Source organism: Prevotella herbatica (genome assembly GCF_017347605.1).
Lineage (GTDB): Bacteria > Bacteroidota > Bacteroidia > Bacteroidales > Bacteroidaceae > Prevotella > Prevotella herbatica.
The window spans coordinates 2177155-2198001 of record NZ_AP024484.1 but is presented as its reverse complement, the minus strand read 5'-3'; the positions used below and the strand labels follow the sequence as shown (position 1 = coordinate 2198001).

The 20847-nt window shown below is 37.2% G+C and carries 11 protein-coding genes; 1 reads left to right on the top strand and 10 read right to left on the bottom strand.

The window, feature by feature from the left end:
* Nucleotides 1–184 precede the first annotated feature (184 nt).
* The 10 genes from bglX to prwr041_RS08070 all read right to left on the bottom strand — a co-directional run bounded on the left by bglX (nucleotide 185) and on the right by prwr041_RS08070 (nucleotide 18985).
* Entirely contained in the window at nucleotides 185–2428 is a 2244-nt protein-coding gene (gene bglX / locus prwr041_RS08115; RefSeq protein ID WP_207153317.1) for a beta-glucosidase BglX, read from the bottom strand.
* Between the two features lie 17 nt (nucleotides 2429–2445).
* Nucleotides 2446–3792 carry a family 16 glycosylhydrolase gene (locus prwr041_RS08110; protein ID WP_207153316.1) on the bottom strand — a complete coding sequence of 449 codons (1347 nt, stop codon included), beginning with the start codon at nucleotides 3790–3792 and terminating at the stop codon, nucleotides 2446–2448.
* Nucleotides 3793–3879: 87 nt separating this feature from the next.
* Nucleotides 3880–5295 carry a hypothetical protein gene (locus prwr041_RS08105; protein ID WP_207153315.1) on the bottom strand — a complete coding sequence of 472 codons (1416 nt, stop codon included), beginning with the start codon at nucleotides 5293–5295 and terminating at the stop codon, nucleotides 3880–3882.
* An 18-nt stretch (nucleotides 5296–5313) separates the two neighbouring features.
* Nucleotides 5314–6840: a RagB/SusD family nutrient uptake outer membrane protein gene (locus tag prwr041_RS08100; RefSeq protein WP_207153314.1), complete on the bottom strand. Its 1527-nt coding sequence runs from the start codon at nucleotides 6838–6840 to the stop codon at nucleotides 5314–5316.
* A 21-nt stretch (nucleotides 6841–6861) separates the two neighbouring features.
* A complete protein-coding gene (locus prwr041_RS08095; protein WP_207153313.1) occupies nucleotides 6862–10059 on the bottom strand; it encodes a SusC/RagA family TonB-linked outer membrane protein in 3198 nt (1065 codons plus the stop codon).
* A gap of 423 nt (nucleotides 10060–10482) precedes the next feature.
* Nucleotides 10483–11307: an N-acetylmuramic acid 6-phosphate etherase gene (locus tag prwr041_RS08090; RefSeq protein ID WP_207153312.1), complete on the bottom strand. Its 825-nt coding sequence runs from the start codon at nucleotides 11305–11307 to the stop codon at nucleotides 10483–10485.
* An 81-nt stretch (nucleotides 11308–11388) separates the two neighbouring features.
* Nucleotides 11389–12396 carry a class II fructose-bisphosphate aldolase gene (locus prwr041_RS08085; RefSeq protein ID WP_207153311.1) on the bottom strand — a complete coding sequence of 336 codons (1008 nt, stop codon included), beginning with the start codon at nucleotides 12394–12396 and terminating at the stop codon, nucleotides 11389–11391.
* A 226-nt stretch (nucleotides 12397–12622) separates the two neighbouring features.
* A complete protein-coding gene (locus prwr041_RS08080) occupies nucleotides 12623–13864 on the bottom strand; it encodes a sugar MFS transporter (RefSeq protein WP_207153310.1) in 1242 nt (413 codons plus the stop codon).
* Between the two features lie 40 nt (nucleotides 13865–13904).
* Nucleotides 13905–15398, bottom strand: coding sequence for a glycoside hydrolase family 43 protein (locus prwr041_RS08075; RefSeq protein WP_207153309.1), 1494 nt, complete (start codon nucleotides 15396–15398; stop codon nucleotides 13905–13907).
* Between the two features lie 563 nt (nucleotides 15399–15961).
* A complete protein-coding gene (locus prwr041_RS08070; protein ID WP_207153308.1) occupies nucleotides 15962–18985 on the bottom strand; it encodes a PEP/pyruvate-binding domain-containing protein in 3024 nt (1007 codons plus the stop codon).
* 206 nt (nucleotides 18986–19191) lie between these two features.
* Between prwr041_RS08070 and prwr041_RS08065 the strand changes: the two genes are divergently transcribed.
* Nucleotides 19192–19998: a GSCFA domain-containing protein gene (locus tag prwr041_RS08065; RefSeq protein ID WP_207153307.1), complete on the top strand. Its 807-nt coding sequence runs from the start codon at nucleotides 19192–19194 to the stop codon at nucleotides 19996–19998.
* Nucleotides 19999–20847 lie beyond the last annotated feature (849 nt).

The window sequence follows — 20847 nt, the reverse complement described above, 5'->3', positions numbered from 1 at the left end:
GCGAAAATGCATTTATGCATATAAAAAACAGGATTAATAATAAAATATTCTTTCTCATGGAAAATGTATTCATGTCACGCTTGATGCAAATTATATGTTGCAAAGATAGACTTTTTATCAGCAAATGCAAAATATTGCACATAAAAATCCCATCAAGACAGTTGTCAAGATGGGATTATTCAATCTAATTAACCGTAAATAATGTACTCTTATTATTCAAACTGCTTGTGCCAATCATCAAATCAAACTGTCCTGGTTCTAAAACTTCTTTGAGATTTACATCATAGAATTTTAATAAATCAGGAGTAATATCAAAACTAACTTCCTTGCTTTCACCAGCCTTAAGATGTATTCTCTTAAAACCTTTAAGTTCTCTAACAGGACGAGAGATACTCGCCACCTTATCATGTATATATAATTGTACTATTTCGTCACCATCTCTGTTACCAGTGTTGGTAACTGTAACAGTAGCCTTAATACTACCGTCACGTGTCATTTCGTTTGAACTTAAACGAATATCACTATATGAAAAAGTTGTATAACTCAAACCATATCCGAATGGGTATAAAGCATCATTGCGCACATCAAGGTAATTGCTTGCATATTTGACAAAACTTTTAGAGTTCTCTGCCACTGGGCGACCTGTTGGTAGATGATTATAATACAGAGGTTCCTGCCCTGTAGATTGTGGCATACTTACGGTAAGTTTTCCACTTGGATTAACATCACCATATAACACATCACATATCGCACTTGCTGTTTCTGAACCTCCAAACCATACATTCATAATGGCATCGACATTCTCACTTTCCCACTTCATTTCTGTGGCACGTCCTGAGAAATTTAGCAAAATAACTGGTTTGCCAGTAGCAACAAGTTCTTTCAGAAGATTCTTTTGAACGTCAGGCAATGACAAATCGCTTCTGCTGGCACATTCGCCACTCATCTCTGCAGTTTCACCAAGCGCTGCCACAATAACATCTGCCTTATTCGCTGCATCAAGAGCCTCTTTTAAAGCAGCGGCATCATTAATACGTTTTATTGATTTTCCAAATTCACCAGCTTTCTGTGTAGCCTCATCAGCATACACATTAGAGCCCTGAGCATAATAGTCAGGTTTCATAATTTCACGCAGTGTACTATACCTATCAGGAGTATAAGCTACGCACCACGTACCAGCCATATTAATACGTGAATCTGCAAGCGGACCAACAAGTGCGACTTTCTGACTATGCTTAAGTGGAAGAATATTATCTTTATTTTTCAACAACACAAAAGTCTCAGCTGCAATTTTTCTAGCTTCATCTCTATTCTGTTGAGTAAATATTTCTTTCTTTCTGCGCTTGCTATCCAAATATTTATATGGGTCTTGAAACAAACCAAGTTTATATTTTGCCTCAAGGACTCTGCGACATGCAGTATCAATATCTGAAACAGAAACTGAACCATCATTCACGCTTTGTTCCAAAGTTTTTATAAATCCTTGTGAACACATATCCATATCAGTGCCTGCCTTAAGAGCCATAGCTGAATTACTCTTCAAATCACCCAAGCCATGAGCTTCCATTTCTCCAATAGAACCATAATCGGTAACAACAAATCCGTCAAACTTCCACTGTTTGCGCAACACTTCATTGAGCAACCAATTGCTAGCAGTAGCAGGAATGCCATCAATAAGATTGAAAGATGACATCACACTACCGACACCAGCTTCAACGGCAGCTTTGTATGGAGGAAAATACTGATTATACATGCGAACTTTACTCATATCAACAGTATTATATTCTTTTCCAGATTCCACAGCTCCATAAAGAGCAAAATGTTTAAGGCAAGCCATAATGTTATAGTTCTTGCTATAATCACCTTGATATCCACGAACCATAGTTTCTGCAATACGTGAACCTAGATATGGATCTTCACCAGCACCCTCAGAAACACGGCCCCAACGTTGGTCGAGAGCAATATCTACCATTGGAGAATATGTCCAGTTTATGCCATCTGCACTTGCTTCCATCGCTGAAATCTGAGCACAACGCTCAATAGCCTGAAGATCCCAACTAGCAGAAAGAGCAAGTGGAATTGGAAAAATTGTTTCATATCCATGAACAACATCCATTCCGACTATAAGTGGAATTCCATGCTTTGTCTTCTTAACAGCTATATCCTGAAGGGCGCGAATCTTATCCACACCCTTAACATTAAAGACACCACCTATAGAACCGTCAGCGACTCCACTACCAACCTTGGTATCCATCGCACCACCTGTAGTAATATCACCGGCAACCATAAGATTTAACTGACCTATTTTTTCACGTAAAGTCATTTTTGACATCAAGCCATCAATGAATTTATTCATTTGTTCTGTCTGTGCTCCGACATTTATTGCAAGAAGAGACATAGCCAGAATTACTATTGTTTTCTTATTCATATCCTGATAAACATTTATTACTTTTGAAATATACGTAAATAATCAACTTTCATTGTAGTTGGCAAAGCTGTATTGTCAACACCTTTATAGCCGCCCCAGTCACCACCCCAGGCTAGATTTAATATCGGATAAAATTCAGTATTGAAAGGCCAACCTTCTTTAGTGCCATCGTTATTATATTTCAATATCTGCACACCATCAACCAGAAAACTAATAAATTCTGGACTCCATTCACAACCATATACATGATATTCAGATTCAGCAGAATCCACAAGTTTACTTGCATGTTCTATGGCGGTATTATTATTGTTGTATTTTGTGCAATGAATAGTTGAAGAAACAATATTTGCATCAACGCCAACTTCTTCCATTATATCTATTTCTCCACATGCAGGCCAAGGATTTGTCGTAAAATTATTATTAGAAGGCATCATCCAAAAAGCTGGCCATGTGCCCTTGCCTTTTGGTAACTTTATTCTTGCCTCAAAATATCCATATCTCCAACCTGTAGCTGCTTTTGCATATACACGACCAGAATATATCTTTCCATCGCTACCCTTATAGCAATTTATATTTAATTTACCGTCTGAAAGATTTGTAACACTATTGCTATTTATATAGTTTTGTAATTCATTATTTACCCAACCAGATGGCTGTGATTCATGGGTCCAATCATTATTCAACGTTGTACCATCATTAAATTCATCATGCCAAACCAGCTTATAACCTGCAGGAATTGTAACATTATCGTCTGATGCACTTTCCTGAGATACATTAATTGTTAAACTACCAGTACCGTCACCTTCATTAACAACTACTTTTGCTGTACGTGAAATCAGATTTTGATTTGCTCTGGCTGTTATTGTAAGTTGACCGCTACTACCCTTTGTTGCAGTGAGCCAGCTTTCTGAAGACGAAACTGTCCAATTAGCATTTCCTGTAATGACAACATCCTGAGATTCACCCTTAGACATAAGTTCCAAACTGTTGACCGATGCCTTTAAAGGAGCTGCTTGAGTAACAGGAACTGTATAACGAGTTGTTCCTGACTTTACAATAATTTCACCGGTGCGAGAATCACTAGTAGTATTGTCATTAATGGTCACAGCAACAGTTCCTGTTTTTGAATTAGAACCAGTTACGGTGACAGCCATCCAGTCTGAAGGAGATGCATAAGCAGTCCACTCTCCACGTGAGCAAGTCACATCAATATTGTAAGTCTTGCTATAAGCTGAAGCTGAAATATGGTCAATACTACAAGTGATATTTGCTTCATTAACTGTGCTACCTCCATTATCACTGCTACATGATATAAAAGGAATAACCGCCAAGAGAAGGGTCAAAAGTTTTATAGAATGCTTCATTTGTATAATTTATTATAGTTGTAAAACTTTAAAAGGAAAGACGAGGATGAAGCTAACCACCCTCTGTCTTTCCATATTTCATAATGATTATTTTGGATTATGTTTCTGAATAATGATGTTACTGATTTTCAGAACAGCATTTGCAGGAGCTCCACCAAAGTCAAAGACGATCTTACCTTGATCGAAATCAAACTTTGATATTTCTTTAGCGAAACGAACAAGGTTATCACCCTTCTTCAAGCTAATAGATCCATTATAAAAAGCAGTTGTAGGATCATCTTTTATATCAGGATCCTTATTAACCTTGAAAGTCATTCTTTGTATATCCTGACTAGCATTGATCGTGAAACTATAGTCATAGTTATTATCCTTTGCGATTGAAATTGGAACCGTATTTATTGTACATTGACCTTTCCATTCAGCATTTGTTGCATAAGGAACTGTGATTGTATAGGTTCCGTCAGCATAAGCGAATCCTGGATCAGCTGTCTGCGTCCATGCATCATTGTCTGACCAGAAGAAACTCATCTTGCCTGCTGTATTAAATGCCTTACCAAGATTCAGATCTGAGTTTACTTCACACCAGTTAATCTTGTCTGGGTCGAAGGCTTCTACAGCTTCATCAGCACCATTTATCAATATAATCTGCCATGCAATAGTACCAGGCACATCATAAATCAGAGTCATCTTCTTACTAGTCAAACTTGCAATCTTAAATGTTTCAGGACCAGTCATCATCTTTTGGTCTGCCATATATGGGAATAGAGTTTTGGCAGGCAAGGTTATCGTAACCATACCAGCGGCATCATCATATCCCAAAGAATATTTTGCAGTGGTATTAACATCCGGGAAAGTTGTAGCCACAACATCATAATCAGAACTTGAACTTATCCCAAATGCGGTAACATCGTGATTACAGAATGTCTTTCCATCAACACCAGCACTATAAGTATAGGCATTATTATTGTCAAAAGTAATGCGGTCATCATAAACACCATTAGCTGATTTCTCATCTGGTATTGCTTTCCACCATCCTGTGCCGTCTGTACCAGAAGCACCACATGCAAGATGAGCAGCATCCTTACTTGAGATACGCCATTCCTTAGTGCCACCTGCTGTAAGATTAGCAAGAGTTGGACCAAAGTCATAACGAGTAGAATCAATCTTGAATGTACCCTTGACTACACCGTCACTAAATCCATTTTTGTTTCCAAGCTGCAATGTATAATTATAAGTACCAGCCAATATGTATTTTTTCTCATAACCATTTACGGTAGTCTTAACATCAGGTGGTCCCTGTATATTCCAAACAGGATAACAACCTTTGTTATTTAATTGGAATGTTACATTATTCGTCGACTGATCTACAGCAACAGTATAATCTGCATCTGATATTGAAGGTATACCGTTGGCATCAGCGCCATCAAAGGTTTCTGGAGAACAAGCAGTAAAGAGCAGTCCCAAAAACATGAAGCTTGTCAGATATTTAAAAATATTTTTCATATTCTTTCCTCTTTTTGATTAATATTTGTTCTGAACCAAAGCTGGGTCGGTATCCAATTCACCTTGTGCGATAGGAATATACTTTTTGCTTTCAGTCCAACTATTCGTACGATAACCATATTTATCAGGAGTTAAAACCTTTGCAGCTTCACCTGTACGAACAAGATCCCAATAACGTTTACCCTCACCAATAAATTCAAGATGACGCTCTTTCAAAACATCGTCAAGAGTAGCCTTGCTCAATTCTCCAAGTCCAGCTCTAGTATGTACTTGATTAAGCCAAGTCTTTGCGTCTCCTGTTTCAGAACCACCTGTTCTAAGTGATAATTCAGCAGCATCAAGCAATGTCTCAGCATAACGATAGTAACGATAATTGTTATTATAGTTAAGGTTCTTTGATGTTGGGCAATTTGCATTGTTTGCATCGAAAGGACGATACTTTGCTAGCCAAAGATGCGTATCCTGATAACGGGCTGTATAATCTGTACCTCTAACATCCCAGATTGTAGCGCTACGTCGGGTATCATTATCATTATAGAGGGCATAAGTCTCAAGACGTACAGGGAGGAATCCCCAACCATCCTGGCCCTTTGACCAACCATCACCGCCTGGCCAACTGTTAGGACTTATAAGTGTAGGAAGAACTGTTCCGCCAATAGCTAAAGGAGATCCCCAGTCGCGTTCAGAAATAGATTCTTCATAATTGATTTCAAATATTGACTCATCACACCATTCGCCACTTTCAGCCCAGATATCACCAAATTTAGGATTGAGTTGATACTTCTTACTACTGATTATTTCATTAAGATAAGTCAAGGCTGTAGCATAACGTGATTGATCATTCTGATACATTACCATTTCTGCATACATCATAATAGCAAAAGCCTTTGTTACACGACCATAATCTGATGTTTTAGACATTTTCATTGGCAAATCACCATTTTTCAGAATGTCTTCCAACTCTACGATAAGTTGACTGTAAACATCATCGGCTTTCAGCTGAGGAGCTTTATAGGGAGCTTCCATATTCGTAAGATAGAAAGGAATATTTCCAAAGTAGTGCCACAACATATTGTAATAAAATACGCGCAATGTACGGGCTTGCATCTCATACCACTTTTTATTGGTATCCGTAAGATTACCAGCAGCATAACCTAAATATTTTATAACATCATTACAACGCTTGATACCAGAATAGTCAACGGTCCAAAGTGAACTTAAAGTATTGTTGGCATCACCTTCATAGTTAAAGAGTTTGTGCCAATTCTGCATATCACTAATATTACTACCACCAACCCAGAAATCATCACCCATAATCTCTGCATCTATGTTTAGGGCATTATACTGTCCTAGTCCCCAATCTGGCCAATGCATAGGATCATAAGCAGCCACGACAGCCTCTTGAATATGGGCATCTGTTGTATAATATTCTTCCAAAGGTTCGCCTGCAGGATTCTCAACGTTGAGAAAACTATCGTTGCAACTGGTCGTTAGCATTACCGAAACGCCCAGTAAACCTAAAAATATTAATTTATTTTTTTTCATAATTGTAGTCTTGATTAAGATTTAGAACGTTACATTTACACCAATAGTCCAAGTACGAGCCTGCGGATAAATACCACGGTCTATACCAAGAGAAGTTCCACCTGAAGAGATTTCTGGATCAAAGCCCCAATATTTTGTCCATGTAACAAGATTCTCTGCCATTACGTAGAAACGAATACGATCAATAAAGAATTTCTTGGTTATCGTACTTGGTATTGTATAACCCAAAGATATGTCCTTAATACGGAAATAAGATCCATCATGAACATAAAGGTCTGACACAACCCAGTTGTTTGTATCGCCAAGAACCAAACGAGGATACTTGTTTGATGTACCTTCACCTGTCCAACGCTGTAGCATCCATGAAGGATAGTTACCTGAGTAGATATCAGAACGATATGTTGCGTCAAATACGTCGGCACCACTTACACCTTGAACAAATATATTAAAATCAAAATTTTTCCAAGATGCATCAAACTTCAAACCAAATGTCCAATCAGGAGTACCATTACCGATGTTTGTACGGTCATCAGATGTTATCTGACCATCACCATTTACATCAACGAAACGCACATCACCAGGAACAGCCTTTGGCTGAATCATTTGACCCTTTGAATTTGTATAAGCTTTTACATCTGCCACATTCTGGAAAATTCCAGCAGTCTTATAACCAAAGAAATAAGGGAAAGGTAGACCATTAGATCCACGTGTTCCACCACCAGAGATGCCTTGGAAACTATCAAGGTCTATATAACCTGTGCTATTACCAAGATTTGTCAATTCATTATGAAGATAAGTTGCGTTACCTTTGATTCCGAATTGTGCATCGGCAACATGCCATCTGTAGCCAAGTTCAAATTCAATACCCCTGTTTGTCATATCACCGACATTAGCAAGAGGAGCTGTTTCACCAACATAACTTGGTATTGGACGAGAAATGATCATTCCATTTGTTTTCTTTACATAATAGTCTGCAGAGAAAGTAAGGGCATTGCCAAGGAATCCTAAGTCAAGACCAATATCAGTCTGTTCGCTTTCCTCCCATTTCAAATCAGGGTTAGGAAGTCTTGTTGCCTTTGAACCATTTGTTTTCTGTGCAACCTGACCGAAGAGGTAGTTATTACCCATTGCTGTAAGTGATGTGTAACCAAAATCAGGAATATTATCATTACCATTCTTACCCCAACTGAAACGAACCTTAAGATTTGACAACCAATCTTTAGTTACTTTCATGAAATCTTCATTCATGATATTCCATCCAACAGAGAAAGAAGGGAAGGTACCATATTTGTGATTAGAACCAAAACGACTTGAACCATCACGACGAATAGTTGCCTGAGCCATATATTTCTCATCATAGTTGTAACTCAAACGACCAAATAATGAAGAAATTCTGTGCTCTGTATTGAAACCACCATAAACACCATACTGAACAGTTCCACCAGTAATATTACCAGCATCATCCTTTGTGAGAACCAATGATCCAGTAGCGTAATCAATAGAAGGTTTGTCTACATTTACCAAATTCCAACGATTACCGCCAATATAATCACCTTTATACTTCAAAGCTGACTGACCAAGAACTACACCAATAGTATGCTTACCAATCGTTTTATCCCATGTCAAGGTATTTTCTACCTGCCATGTAGTGCTCTTGTTAGATGAAGCACTCGCACTTGTATGAGTAGCATTGTTGTTTCCTGAAAGATAATACAATGATGTTGTTGCACCATTATTTCCCCAGAAAGCTAAATCTGCACTATATGTAAAATGGTATTTAATATTATCCCATATACCTAAGTCAACAGAGAACTTTGGAACAAATTTATGACTCCAGTAACGAGTAGGATTTACCTGCATCATAGCTAGAGGATTGTTCATTTCCTGATAAGTTCCGAAATAGCCGACAACTGTATAAGGATTACCTTCAGGGTCTCTTGCCAAATCATATGCTGAATACTTGTCAATCATTGATGTAGCAACAGAACCAAGAGCAACTGGTGACATAAGTGGTGACATATACAATGCAGAACCAAGTACTGATCCAAATTCAGAGTTAGTTGATATACCAGTGCTATGTGTACGCATGTATGACATATTCACATTAAGAGTCAATGTATTAAGATAGTCACGCTGCTTTGTTGCGTCAATAAGTTTATACTGTGTATTACTACGCAATGTAAGACGGTCATAATTTGACTGTCCGTAATTTCCACCAATAATACCATCCTGTGAATAATAACCAGCTGACAAATAATAGTTGACAGCATCAGAAGCTCCACTAATTGAAACATCATGGTTTACAACTGGGGCATTATCATTAAATACAAGGTTTTGCCAATCAGTTCCATTACCAGTAATGGCATTACCGTTTGTATCAATCAACTTATAAGGATCTGCATATGGAGCAGCTTGTCCAGCATTGGTATACTTTTCATTCTGCAATATAGCATAATCTGTAGCATTAACTACGTCACGATGTTTCCAAGCACTTTGCCAACCATAAGAGAAATTATAGTTGATCTGTGCTTTGCCAACTTTTCCTTTCTTTGTTGTCACCAAGACAACACCATTGGCAGCACGTGCACCATAGATAGCACCAGAAGCAGCATCTTTCAATACTTCGATGCTCTCAATATCATTAGGATTAACGAAATCAAGACCACCTTCAATAGGCATACCATCTACAATATAAAGAGGGTCGGAATTATTGATAGTACCTGTACCACGAATACGAATACGCGCTGCTTCTCCAGGCTGACCAGATGAAGATGTTACATTAACACCTGCAGCAAGTCCCTTCAAAGCATTGTCCATACGAACTGGAGCTGTATTAGCAAGATCAGAAGCTGAAACCTTCGCAATAGCTGCTGTAACGACACTCTTTTTCTGAACGCCATAACCAACAACAACAACTTCATCCAATGATGCAGAACTTTCTTTTAATACAATGTGAAGATTGTCCGCTACTTTAACACGCTGTGTATCATATCCTATATAAGATATGACTAGCGTCGAACCTGGTGCCACGGAAACTTTGAAATTTCCATCAATGTCAGTAACTGAACCTTGTGAGGTTCCCTGCTGAACAACCGATGCACCAATGATAGGCTCACCTTGACCGTCAACGACTGTGCCTGAATAAAGCTTATTCTGAGCAAATGACATCGCTGATACAAGTAAAGCCACAAACAAGAGTAATAGTCTAGATTGTTTCATGCTTAAAACTTTTGATTAACAATTTTAAATATTAGTTATTAGTTATTTTCAACTATGCAAATATAGAACAAATTTGAAAACTCCGTACTTTTCAAAAACACAAAAGTGGATAAAAATATAGGCACTAGAAAGGTAAAGCACTAATAATCAACATATTACATTCTGGCAACAATAGGATAAAAGTGGATTGAATGTAGAAACAAAAATAGCTAAAAAAGCATGTATCCTTCTGTGTGCGATAACAGTTTTTAAAACAAAAGATATCTTTTCATTGATAATTATACGGTAAAAAATCAATAATCACATAACAAGAGTTTTTTTAGATTACATACATTTTGTATTTGTAGCTTTAGTGAGTAATCTGAAGTTTCATTATACTACATAAATTTTAAATCGTTCCAAGTATTATCTAAGTGACAAATGCTAATCACTCAACGATTTCAAATAATGTTCAGCTTGTTTTATACCACCGTATTTTTTTAGTAAAGAAACCACATAATCATAATCATTAATATGTGGATTACGTTCCATAAATATTCGAGCGGCTCTGTCCATGAGTTTAGCATTCATAAGTTTAACATTAACCATTTTGTTTCCTTCCACTCTACCAAGCTGAATCATAAGAGTTGTACTAATCATATCAAGAACTAACTTCTGAGAAGTACCGCCCTTCATGCGGGTGCTCCCTGTAACAAATTCAGGACCTGTAATAACCTCAACAGGAAAATCAACCTCATGAGAAATAACGCTATCTACATTATTTACAACACAACCTGTTACTATACCATGACTACGACACCATTTCAATGTTGACAGTACGAAAGGAGTAGTACCGCTGGCAGAAAAACCAACAACAATATCATCATCAGTTGCGCCTCTCTCAACAAGCTGCTGCCAACCATTATCAAGGTCATCTTCACGTGACTCACGAGTTTGTGTAAGATCCTTTATTCCACCTGGGAAAATAGCCTGAATCTGACGTCCATCTGTACCAAAGGTGTTTTGCACCTCAATAGTATCAAGGGTGGCAAGTCTTCCACCAGTTCCGCAACCACAATAAAATAGCCTACCTCCCAACTTTAAGCGAGAAAGAATTTCTGTAATCAGAGTATTTATCTGTGGCAACGCCTTGTTAATAGCCATAGGAACAGATATATTCTCATGGTTGATATCGGCAGTAATCTCTTCTATGGTCTTCTTCTCAAGGTGATCATAGTTAGACGAAAGTTCTGTTAATCTTGTTTCCATGCGACAAATATAATTAAAAAAGCGGAAACATTACTGTTTCCGCTATATTTTTATTGACCTATATTTAAGTCAACGAATTGCTTACTGAGCAAGTTTGTTATCAGATGCCAATACATCAACAATCTTGTGCTTGTACATCTTCTCCATTTCGTCACGAGCTGGACCACAGAACTTACGTGGATCGAACTCACTTGGCTTGTCTGCAAATACCTTACGAACTGCAGCAGTGAAAGCAAGACGAGAGTCTGAATCGATGTTGATTTTGCAAACTGCGCTCTTAGAAGCCTTACGAAGCTGCTCCTCTGGGATACCAACTGCGTCTGGCAACTTACCACCGTTTTCATTGATCATGTCAACATACTCCTGTGGTACAGAAGAAGAACCATGAAGAACGATTGGGAAACCTGGCAATTTCTCCATTACTGCATCGAGAACGTCGAATGCCAATGGAGGAGGAACCAACTTACCTGTCTTAGGGTCACGTGTGCACTGCTCTGGCTTGAACTTGTAAGCACCATGTGAAGTACCAATAGAAATAGCCAAAGAGTCAACGCCTGTACGTGTAGCGAAGTCGATAACTTCCTCTGGCTTTGTATAATGAGAAACCTCAGCAACTACGTCATCCTCAACACCAGCGAGGACACCAAGTTCACCTTCTACAGTTACATCAAACTGATGAGCATAGTCAACAACCTTCTTTGTCAAAGCAATATTCTCCTCATAAGGAAGAGCTGAACCATCGATCATTACAGAAGAGAAACCGAAGTCTACACAACTCTTGCAAATCTCGAAGCTATCTCCGTGGTCAAGGTGAAGAACGATCTCAGGATGAGCACAACCAAGTTCCTTTGCATACTCAACAGCACCCTGTGCCATATAGCGAAGAAGAGTCTGGTTTGCATAGTTACGGGCACCCTTAGAAACCTGAAGGATAACCGGTGACTTGAGCTCTGAAGAAGCCTTTATGATGGCTTGGAGCTGCTCCATGTTATTGAAGTTAAATGCTGGAATTGCATAACCGCCATTGATGGCTCTCTTAAACATCTCGCGAGTATTTACGAGACCTAAATCTTTGTAACTAACTGCCATAATTTTATTATAATTAAAAAATAATCTTTTTAAAAACCTTTGTGACTGCAAATTTAACATTTTCTTTTGATGGTACAAAATGTTCACTTGTTTTTTACCATCACAAAGAGGTTAAAAAATTTAATATTGTTTTAAATCAAGTCCTCAAAATCTTGTTTTGCAAAACAGAGGTTGCAAAAAAGAAAATCTATTTTTTGTAAGAACCAGTCACAATTCTTTATGGGTTTCAAGACTTAAATTTATTCCATATTGGATTACGACGCAACATCGTTCCATTCTTTCTCGTAAGTTCAGAAGCGAACAACAATACTACAATATAGCCGAATAATGGTATGATAAACGGAATAACCAAATTGGTATTATCTGCTACAATTCCCATAAGCATGAAACCACAACCACCAATAGGAGTCATCATAAGCAAAGAGGATGCACTCATTTTGAGATTACCTAATCCGCTAAGTGCAAGTGAGAATATTGTAGGGAACATTATTGCCTCAAAAAGATAATTGCATACAATAGCGATCATTGACAACTTACCAAGATCAAACAATACAAATATCATACACAACACACTTCCAGCAGCACATACAAGCAACATAATCTCTGCAGGAATGCGACGCATAATCCAGCTACCCAAAAAACGCCCAATCATAAAGAATGCCAATGCAACAGTAAGTACAATGCTCGCTATATTATCATCCATCCAACCTTGACCTGTAACAAAGTTTATGAAGTAACTGTTTATAGAAATTTCTGCTACCTCATAAGCCAACAGGGCAAAAAGTCCAAACACAAACATTGGATGATGACGGAAAAGCTTCATTATACGTGTACCTCGACTACGGTCTTCATCAGTTTCCTCATGCTGTATTTCAGGTAATTCTACTCGTGAAAACACAATAGCAATAACAAGAACTAAAATTCCTAGTATTGTATAAGGTACAACTACATCATCGCCTTCTGACGATCCATTGAAAAAAAACTGACCGATTGCAAATGTTGCGAAAAGGCTTCCAAGACCATTAAAAGATTGAGAAAAATTCAATCTACTTGTTCCGGTTTCTTTGTCTCCCAATTCGGTCACATACGGATTTGCAGAGGTTTCCAAAAATACTAGACCACATCCGATAATGAATAACGCAATCAAGTATGCGAAGAAAGTATCCATTGCTGCACATGGTATAAACATCAAGGCACCAATTCCAAACAATAAGAGTCCTATTACTACACCGAGCCGATAACCATTACGGTTGATAAACCATCCGGCAGGTATCGCCATAAGGAAATATCCAAAATAAGTTGTCACCTGTATCAATGAAGACTGGGTGATACTAATATCAAGTGAATTTTGGAAATGCTTGTTTAATACATCTAAAATAGCTCTTGCAAATCCCCAAAGAAAGAATAAGGATGTTATAAGAACAAATGGTATAAAATACTGTTTACTTGTTAATTTTGTCTTTGCCATAACAGACTATATATGTTATTATTATTTTTACTCATTAATATTATTCTGCGAAGTCAACTTTTCCACCATCTGCATACATTCCAATGACAACTCCCGTGAACCCTCCTGCAACTTCAGAACCCAGAAGACTACAATTCAATTCACCTAACGACTTATATGAGGTTCCATCATCACTGTATTCAAACTTATACATTTTGTCATTATATGAGACTCGAAGATTCGTCCATTCAGACCAAATCTTATCTGATTTTACGATATAATCTATATTTTTAAGTTTACAACGAAGAGATACACGACCATCTTTGACAAACAAATCATAATGTCCGTCATTTATCTGATATACAGACAAGCCACCTTCGGCATTATCTTTTGGATGAACACGGAATTCAACACTTCCATAAACCTGTTCCTGTCGTTTGCCAACAAATGTCGGTTGCTTATTTTCAGATAAGCTACCATGCCCTTTAAGCACAAGTTTATTACCATTGAAAACGTAGTTTCCAGAGATAGGATTCTGTATATGTATATACTCAGGTCCTAAATCCGAGCGATTAAAGTCAAGTGGCAGAGCATGGGGTACCTTATGCTCTTTTAAAGTCACTGCATTCATCAATGTGTCTATAGGATTTCCACCATTTATGACTGGCCATTCACCTGTTTTCCATTCTACAGGTGCAAGGCAAGTTTCACGTCCAAGATGATGATAACTTCCACCAAAATTACGGTAAGCAAGGAATACAATCCACCAGCGACCATCCTGTGACTGGATGAAATCACCATGTCCTGTGCCTTGAATCTGCATATTCTGTCCTTTTCTACTACAGTTTGTCAATATCGGATTAGCAGGATTGCTCTCATAGGGTCCATAGATGTCACGACTGCGAGCAATCGTAAGATGATGAGCTAATTCCGTTCCACCCTCTGAAATCAAAAGATAGTAATAACCGTCTTTCTTGTATATGTGGGGACCTTCAGGATATCTTCCTCCATCACCCTGCCAAAGAATACGGCTCTTCGATAACTGCTTTCCTGTATTGATATCTATTTCACTAAGCCATACTGCATCACCAGGATTTGAACACATATAAACCTTGCCATTTTCAAAATATAATGAAGGGTCTATACCTTGTTGAGACAACCAAACTGGTTCGCTCCAAGGTCCTGCCGGATTCGTTGCTGTAACCAGAAAGTTACCACCATTACCGACATTAGTCGTTATCATATAATATATTCCATTATTATATCTTATCGTTGGCGCATATATTCCCAACCACGACGAAGCTCCTTTCAATGGGATCTGAGAATCACGTGTCAATACATTTCCAATCTGTTCCCAATTTATCAAGTCTTTACTATGAAAAACAGGAACACCTGGGAAATACTGAAAAGAAGAATTAACCAAATAAAAATCATCTCCCACCCTGCACACACTTGGATCAGGATGATAACCAGGAATAATCGGATTACGATAACCTTGTGAGAAACTACTCTCTGAAATAATAATTAAAAAGAGCAGACTTAGTATTTTCTTCATTATGTTATTTAAATTTCAACATATAGATAAGTTCGACTGACAACTAGATATGTCTAATAAATCTATATCTTATGCAAAGATAAAACAAGATGTGGGAAAAACAAAATATAAAATAAAGTTTTCTCTATTTTGTTTTAATAACATTACCACAAATTACGAAATACACGTTATTGCCACAGAAATATAGTCTTTAGGGCATAAAAAAAGGAGTACCGCTGTACTCCGACCTTGTTAACCTTAAATCTAATACTATGAAAAACATAGTGCAAAGATATTCGGATTTACATTAACATCCAAACATCAATCATTATATAGTGTTACTTTTACAATTTATTAAAACTTTTATTGGTGTTTTTAAGACAATTAAAGTTTAAGGCATAAAAAAAGGGGCTCCGCTGAGTCCCAACCTTTGTTAACCTTAAATCTAATACCATGAAAAACATAGTGCAAAGGTATAACAGTTTTATTCAAAACCAAAATAAATATGAGCAGATTTTATTGTTCATAACATTTTTTTGATTTACATCAACTAAGCATCTTGAAGGACATTATTCGTTTAATTTTTATGATTCATTTATTACCACAGCACCTTCCTGCTTTATGCCGTCAACCATTATCTTCAAAGGTTTATCAAACTTCACGTGGCGTACATAATCAGTTTCTTCTATTGCCGTCATAGCATCAAGAACATCCTTACGTATAAAACCTCCGCTTTCAGAATTGCAATCTATCGTAAAATAGCCTACACCAAAAGAGGTAAGGTTCTGAAAGAAATGTGTTCCCTGACTAGGATCTACATGATAGTTTTTTAAGGCCAGTTCAACTATTATACGTGCAGCAGAGATATGCGGCCATTTTACAGGAACTCCTAGATAATGATCACTTGATCCCCAACGCCCTGGTCCGATAAGCACATAATTTTTACCTGCTGCAAGAAACTTCCTATTTATTCTTTCTATATCATCAGCTACATAATAATTATTCATCGCCGAAAAATTATCATCGTATTTCACGTAGACAACATCAACAACATCATCACTTACGCCATGTCCCAATGAGTTATGCGAACGTAAAAGACAACCATCATCAGGAATTTTCGTAATATCGGTTTCTAATACACCTTTTGTCTCCACAATAGGACGAATCTGCAACAGATAAAGTTCACCAGTTTTGTCTTCATTTATGTTGCATGCAAATTCGATCTCTACAGGACGACGCATAGCGCAGGAACCATACTTCATAGACATCTGCAATAACTCTGGTAAAGGAAAAATCTCTTGTTGAAGTACACCCGCAAACGAGATTATCTTTCGCCCACCCTCGTACAAACCGTCATAAATAATCTGATCGTAGGTATCAAAAGTAGAAGCTATATAATTCAGAGATTTATCATGCTCAGCATCTTTTACTTTCAATTTCATGATATTAAATCCATCATCAACTTTGAAGTCACTTCCAACATCAGACATATCCAAAGCATAGAATTGGGTCTGGGTTTCACGTAAAGCAGTTTCAACTTCACTTGTCTGCATCACTTGGTCAGGATGATAAGGGGATACACGCAATGTCTGTCCACCATCAACAATATACTTTCCAAGTCCCAAAGCTAAAGAAGCAATGCCCTCTTCAGCAGTTTCATTTCCTACTGGATAATAGTTGATTGAACGCAACACACCACTGATATTAGGGTAGAAATGATTTTCATATTGATGACCGACGACCTCCTGCAAGATAACAGCCATTTTCTCTTGGTCGATAACATTACTCGTTGCTGTCATATATGCTTTTGAATCACGATAGTAGACAGAAGCATATACACTTTTTATTGCTGCTGCAAGCATCTGCAACATCATGTACTTGTCAGCAGTATTCGGTATCATATATGTATTATATATACCGGCAAAAGGTTGATAATGGCTATCCTCCAACAAACTTGATGATCTCACAGCGATAGGACTTTTAGTTGCATCGAAGAACGTAAAGAAATCTGCGATCAATGAATCAGGAAGTTGTGCTCTAAGGAAATGTTTTAATATCTCTTCATCTGGCGCATCACTAAGTGCTATTTGATAAAGATTGTTTTGTTCCATAAACTGGTCAAAAATATCAGTACAAAGGACTACAGTTTTTGGTATCTGAACGGACGCACCATGATATTGATTAAATTCAGGATGCATCTTAACAATATTATCAAGGAATGCCAAGCCACGTCCTTTACCACCTAGAGAGCCGTCACCTATTCGTGCAAAATGTGCATAACGGTCGAATTTCATTCTGTCGAATACAGCAACAACTCCAATATTCTTCATGTGGCGATACTTCACTATAGCATCAAAAATTATTTGCCTATGAGCATCTACGTCCTGCAACTTATGCCAAGTAACATTTTTAAGGAACTGCGACACTGGGAATATAGCACGTGCACTAAGCCAGCGGCTCATGTGATTCCGACTCACATGATAAAGCATAGAAGCATTTGGAATCTTAAAAATATTATCTTGCAATTCCTTTAATGATCTTATCCTCATTACTTCTTCATGAGTAGTTGGATCACGAAAGATGAAATCACCAAAGCCCATGTGTTCTTCCATTATTCGGCGCAAGTCAAGACTCATTGTCTTGGAATTTTTGTCAACGAAATGAAAAGACTCTGCTTCTGCCTTTTCACGGTATTTGCATTCTGCGCTTTCCATAATAAGTGCCACATATTCATCGCGCTCACGAATAGCACGCAACAATTTCAACCCAGCTTCAGGATCTTTATAGACCGCAGAATCACGCAATGGAGATGGCTGCAACACATTTTCTTTAGGAGACATCTCCTTCATCGGAAAACGTGCATCACTGATTACACCTATACAATTATCAGCAAACTTTTTATATATATTCATTGCTTCCTCATAAGTACGGGCAAGCACAACTTTAGGACGTCCACGCATACGAAGTGTTGACTGATGTCTGTTAAGTGCCTCTGTGGCGAACCGCTTACTTTGAGCAAGAATGTAATTATATAAATTGGGTAATATCGAAGAGTAAAAACGAATACTATCCTCCACTAGCAATATCATCTGCACACCACTTTCCTTGATGTCGTGCTCTAGGTTCATCTTATCTTCAAGCAGTTTTATTATTGATAGAATAAGATTAGTATTTCCTAGCCAGCAGAATACATAATCAAAGATACTTAAATCTTCGTTCTGCATTCTTTTTGTAATACCATGAGAAAAAGGTGTGAGCACTACGCATGGTATATCCGAAAACAGACCTTTTATATCTCTTGCCACTGTGAACGCATCATTATCTGCATTACCTGGCATGCAAATCACCAAATCTATATTAGTTGTATTAAGAACTTTAGCAGCCTCATTGGTCGTTGATACCTGAGTAAATGTTGGTGGATATCTAAGTCCCAGCTCCATATACTCATTATATATTTTTTCTTCCACACGTCCGTCATCCTCCAACATAAAAACATCATAAGGATTGGCAACTATGAGTACGCTATATATACGTCTCATCATAAGATTCGCGAACGTTACATCTTTCAGATAAAACTTATTAAATTCATGGGGTATTTTACTTTCCATGGTTGTTTATAGTTTGCATTATATTTGCAAATATAACATTAATAATTGGTAATACAATGAAAAATTAATTGTATTTTCTTATCTTTGCACACTAGAGAAACTGTTTAAAATAGCATAATTCAAACTATGCTCACTCTCTTGCAATGCCATCATTCACAAAAGGCAGAATAATTAAGACTAGAACGTAACGGACAAAAATCAAGATTATGGAATTTACAACAAAAGTAAACATAACTAAATCATCATGGACAATTCATCCTTGTGAAAGAATGCTTTTCGTGGGTTCATGCTTTGCTGACAATATCGGCAAGAGATTTCATGAGGAGAAATTCAATACGGATATAAATCCATATGGTGTAATGTATAATCCAGCGAGCATTCTGCATACTGTTGAAAGATTTTGTGAAGAGTCAGAATACAAACCAGACAATGCTTTCCTTACGCTAGGCACAAACCATGTTTATATTTTAAATGAGACTGGCGAGATTGTAGACAACTGCATGAAAAAGCCACAAAAACTATTTACCGAGAAAGTACTGTCTACAGATGAATGTTACAATTATCTACGCAAAGCAGTAATGAGATTAATGTCTAAAAATAGAGACATTAGAATTATTATAACCGTAAGTCCTATCCGTTATCGTAAATACGGTTATCATGAGAGTCAATTAAGTAAGGCCACTCTATTACTAGCTGCCGACAAACTGTCAAAAGAGGAACATGTTGATTACTTTCCTGCCTACGAAATCATGAATGATGAGCTGCGTGACTATCGCTTTTACAAAGAAGATATGCTACACCCAAGCGATCAGGCTGTTCAATATATATGGGAACGATTTGCTGAAACTTATTTTGGAGATGACACGAATGAGTTTCTAAATGAATGGAAGCCTATAAAAGAAGCATTGAATCACAAGCCCTTCAATCCAGAAGGAGATGAATATAAAAGTTTTATAGCAGAAGCAAAGAAGAAATACGATTCATTGGTAAAGAAATGGGGCATTAACAAATAGTGGCTCAGTTTATAAGTTTGGGGATTTAACAATTCTACGTATAAAGTTTAGCAACCCTGAAAAGGAATAATCTGGGCTCAGTTCATAATTTTGGACATACTGTACTCAAATTAAATCATCAATAAAATCAAGGCAATTAAAAAATGTACGTTTAATAAATCAGGGATAAAATTACTAAGATCAAGGACAATTTACCGAGAACATCACAAAACAATAAATGAAGACTCCAAAAAAAGAGAGAATAAACCTACATTATATACATTTTTAACCTAAGCTATTACTAGCCAACACATTACCCCATGTATATTAGTGCCTTTTCCTACATGATTCCTACATTATAAGCACGTATTTGTAGTTAAAACGGTGGATTTTACCTCAATCGTAATACGAAAGTCGCTTTTTAGGTTGGACTATTAGGCGATGTTTTCATCAGTAAAGCAAATCACCATAATGCCGTTTATGGGATTGTGAATATAGGAATCTCATTTCTTTCTGTAAATGAAATTTGGGAACCAAACTGATTTATAAAACATTTTGATATGTCAACCATTTCAGTAAGGGATTTCAGAAACTATAAAGTTAGTCAGTAACAACTCTAAAATATGTATCGTGATTCCGTAAATATAACTATTAATGTTTATAATCGACTCGTATTATAGTCAAAATGTATGAAGCACAGCAAATATAAAATCACCTTTTTCGGTGCGCCTTTGAGTAATAAGGGCCTTATCACTCTGCAAAGCATGTAGGATTACCGAGTGATTAGGGCCTAATCACTCCCTAAAATGTATAACAACGGACTCTCCTACATTAGCTAACACTTTGTATAACAACACGTTTCGCAAAAAC

Bases quoted from the DNA above. Each gene is read 5' to 3' on its own strand.
- bglX (WP_207153317.1), bottom strand. From the start codon at position 2,428: ATGAATAAGAAAACAATAGTAATTCTGGCTATGTCTCTTCTTGCAATA.
- prwr041_RS08110 (WP_207153316.1), bottom strand. From the start codon at position 3,792: ATGAAGCATTCTATAAAACTTTTGACCCTTCTCTTGGCGGTTATTCCT.
- prwr041_RS08105 (WP_207153315.1), bottom strand. From the start codon at position 5,295: ATGAAAAATATTTTTAAATATCTGACAAGCTTCATGTTTTTGGGACTG.
- prwr041_RS08100 (WP_207153314.1), bottom strand. From the start codon at position 6,840: ATGAAAAAAAATAAATTAATATTTTTAGGTTTACTGGGCGTTTCGGTA.
- prwr041_RS08095 (WP_207153313.1), bottom strand. From the start codon at position 10,059: ATGAAACAATCTAGACTATTACTCTTGTTTGTGGCTTTACTTGTATCA.
- prwr041_RS08090 (WP_207153312.1), bottom strand. From the start codon at position 11,307: ATGGAAACAAGATTAACAGAACTTTCGTCTAACTATGATCACCTTGAG.
- prwr041_RS08085 (WP_207153311.1), bottom strand. From the start codon at position 12,396: ATGGCAGTTAGTTACAAAGATTTAGGTCTCGTAAATACTCGCGAGATG.
- prwr041_RS08080 (WP_207153310.1), bottom strand. From the start codon at position 13,864: ATGGCAAAGACAAAATTAACAAGTAAACAGTATTTTATACCATTTGTT.
- prwr041_RS08075 (WP_207153309.1), bottom strand. From the start codon at position 15,398: ATGAAGAAAATACTAAGTCTGCTCTTTTTAATTATTATTTCAGAGAGT.
- prwr041_RS08070 (WP_207153308.1), bottom strand. From the start codon at position 18,985: ATGGAAAGTAAAATACCCCATGAATTTAATAAGTTTTATCTGAAAGAT.
- prwr041_RS08065 (WP_207153307.1), top strand. From the start codon at position 19,192: ATGGAATTTACAACAAAAGTAAACATAACTAAATCATCATGGACAATT.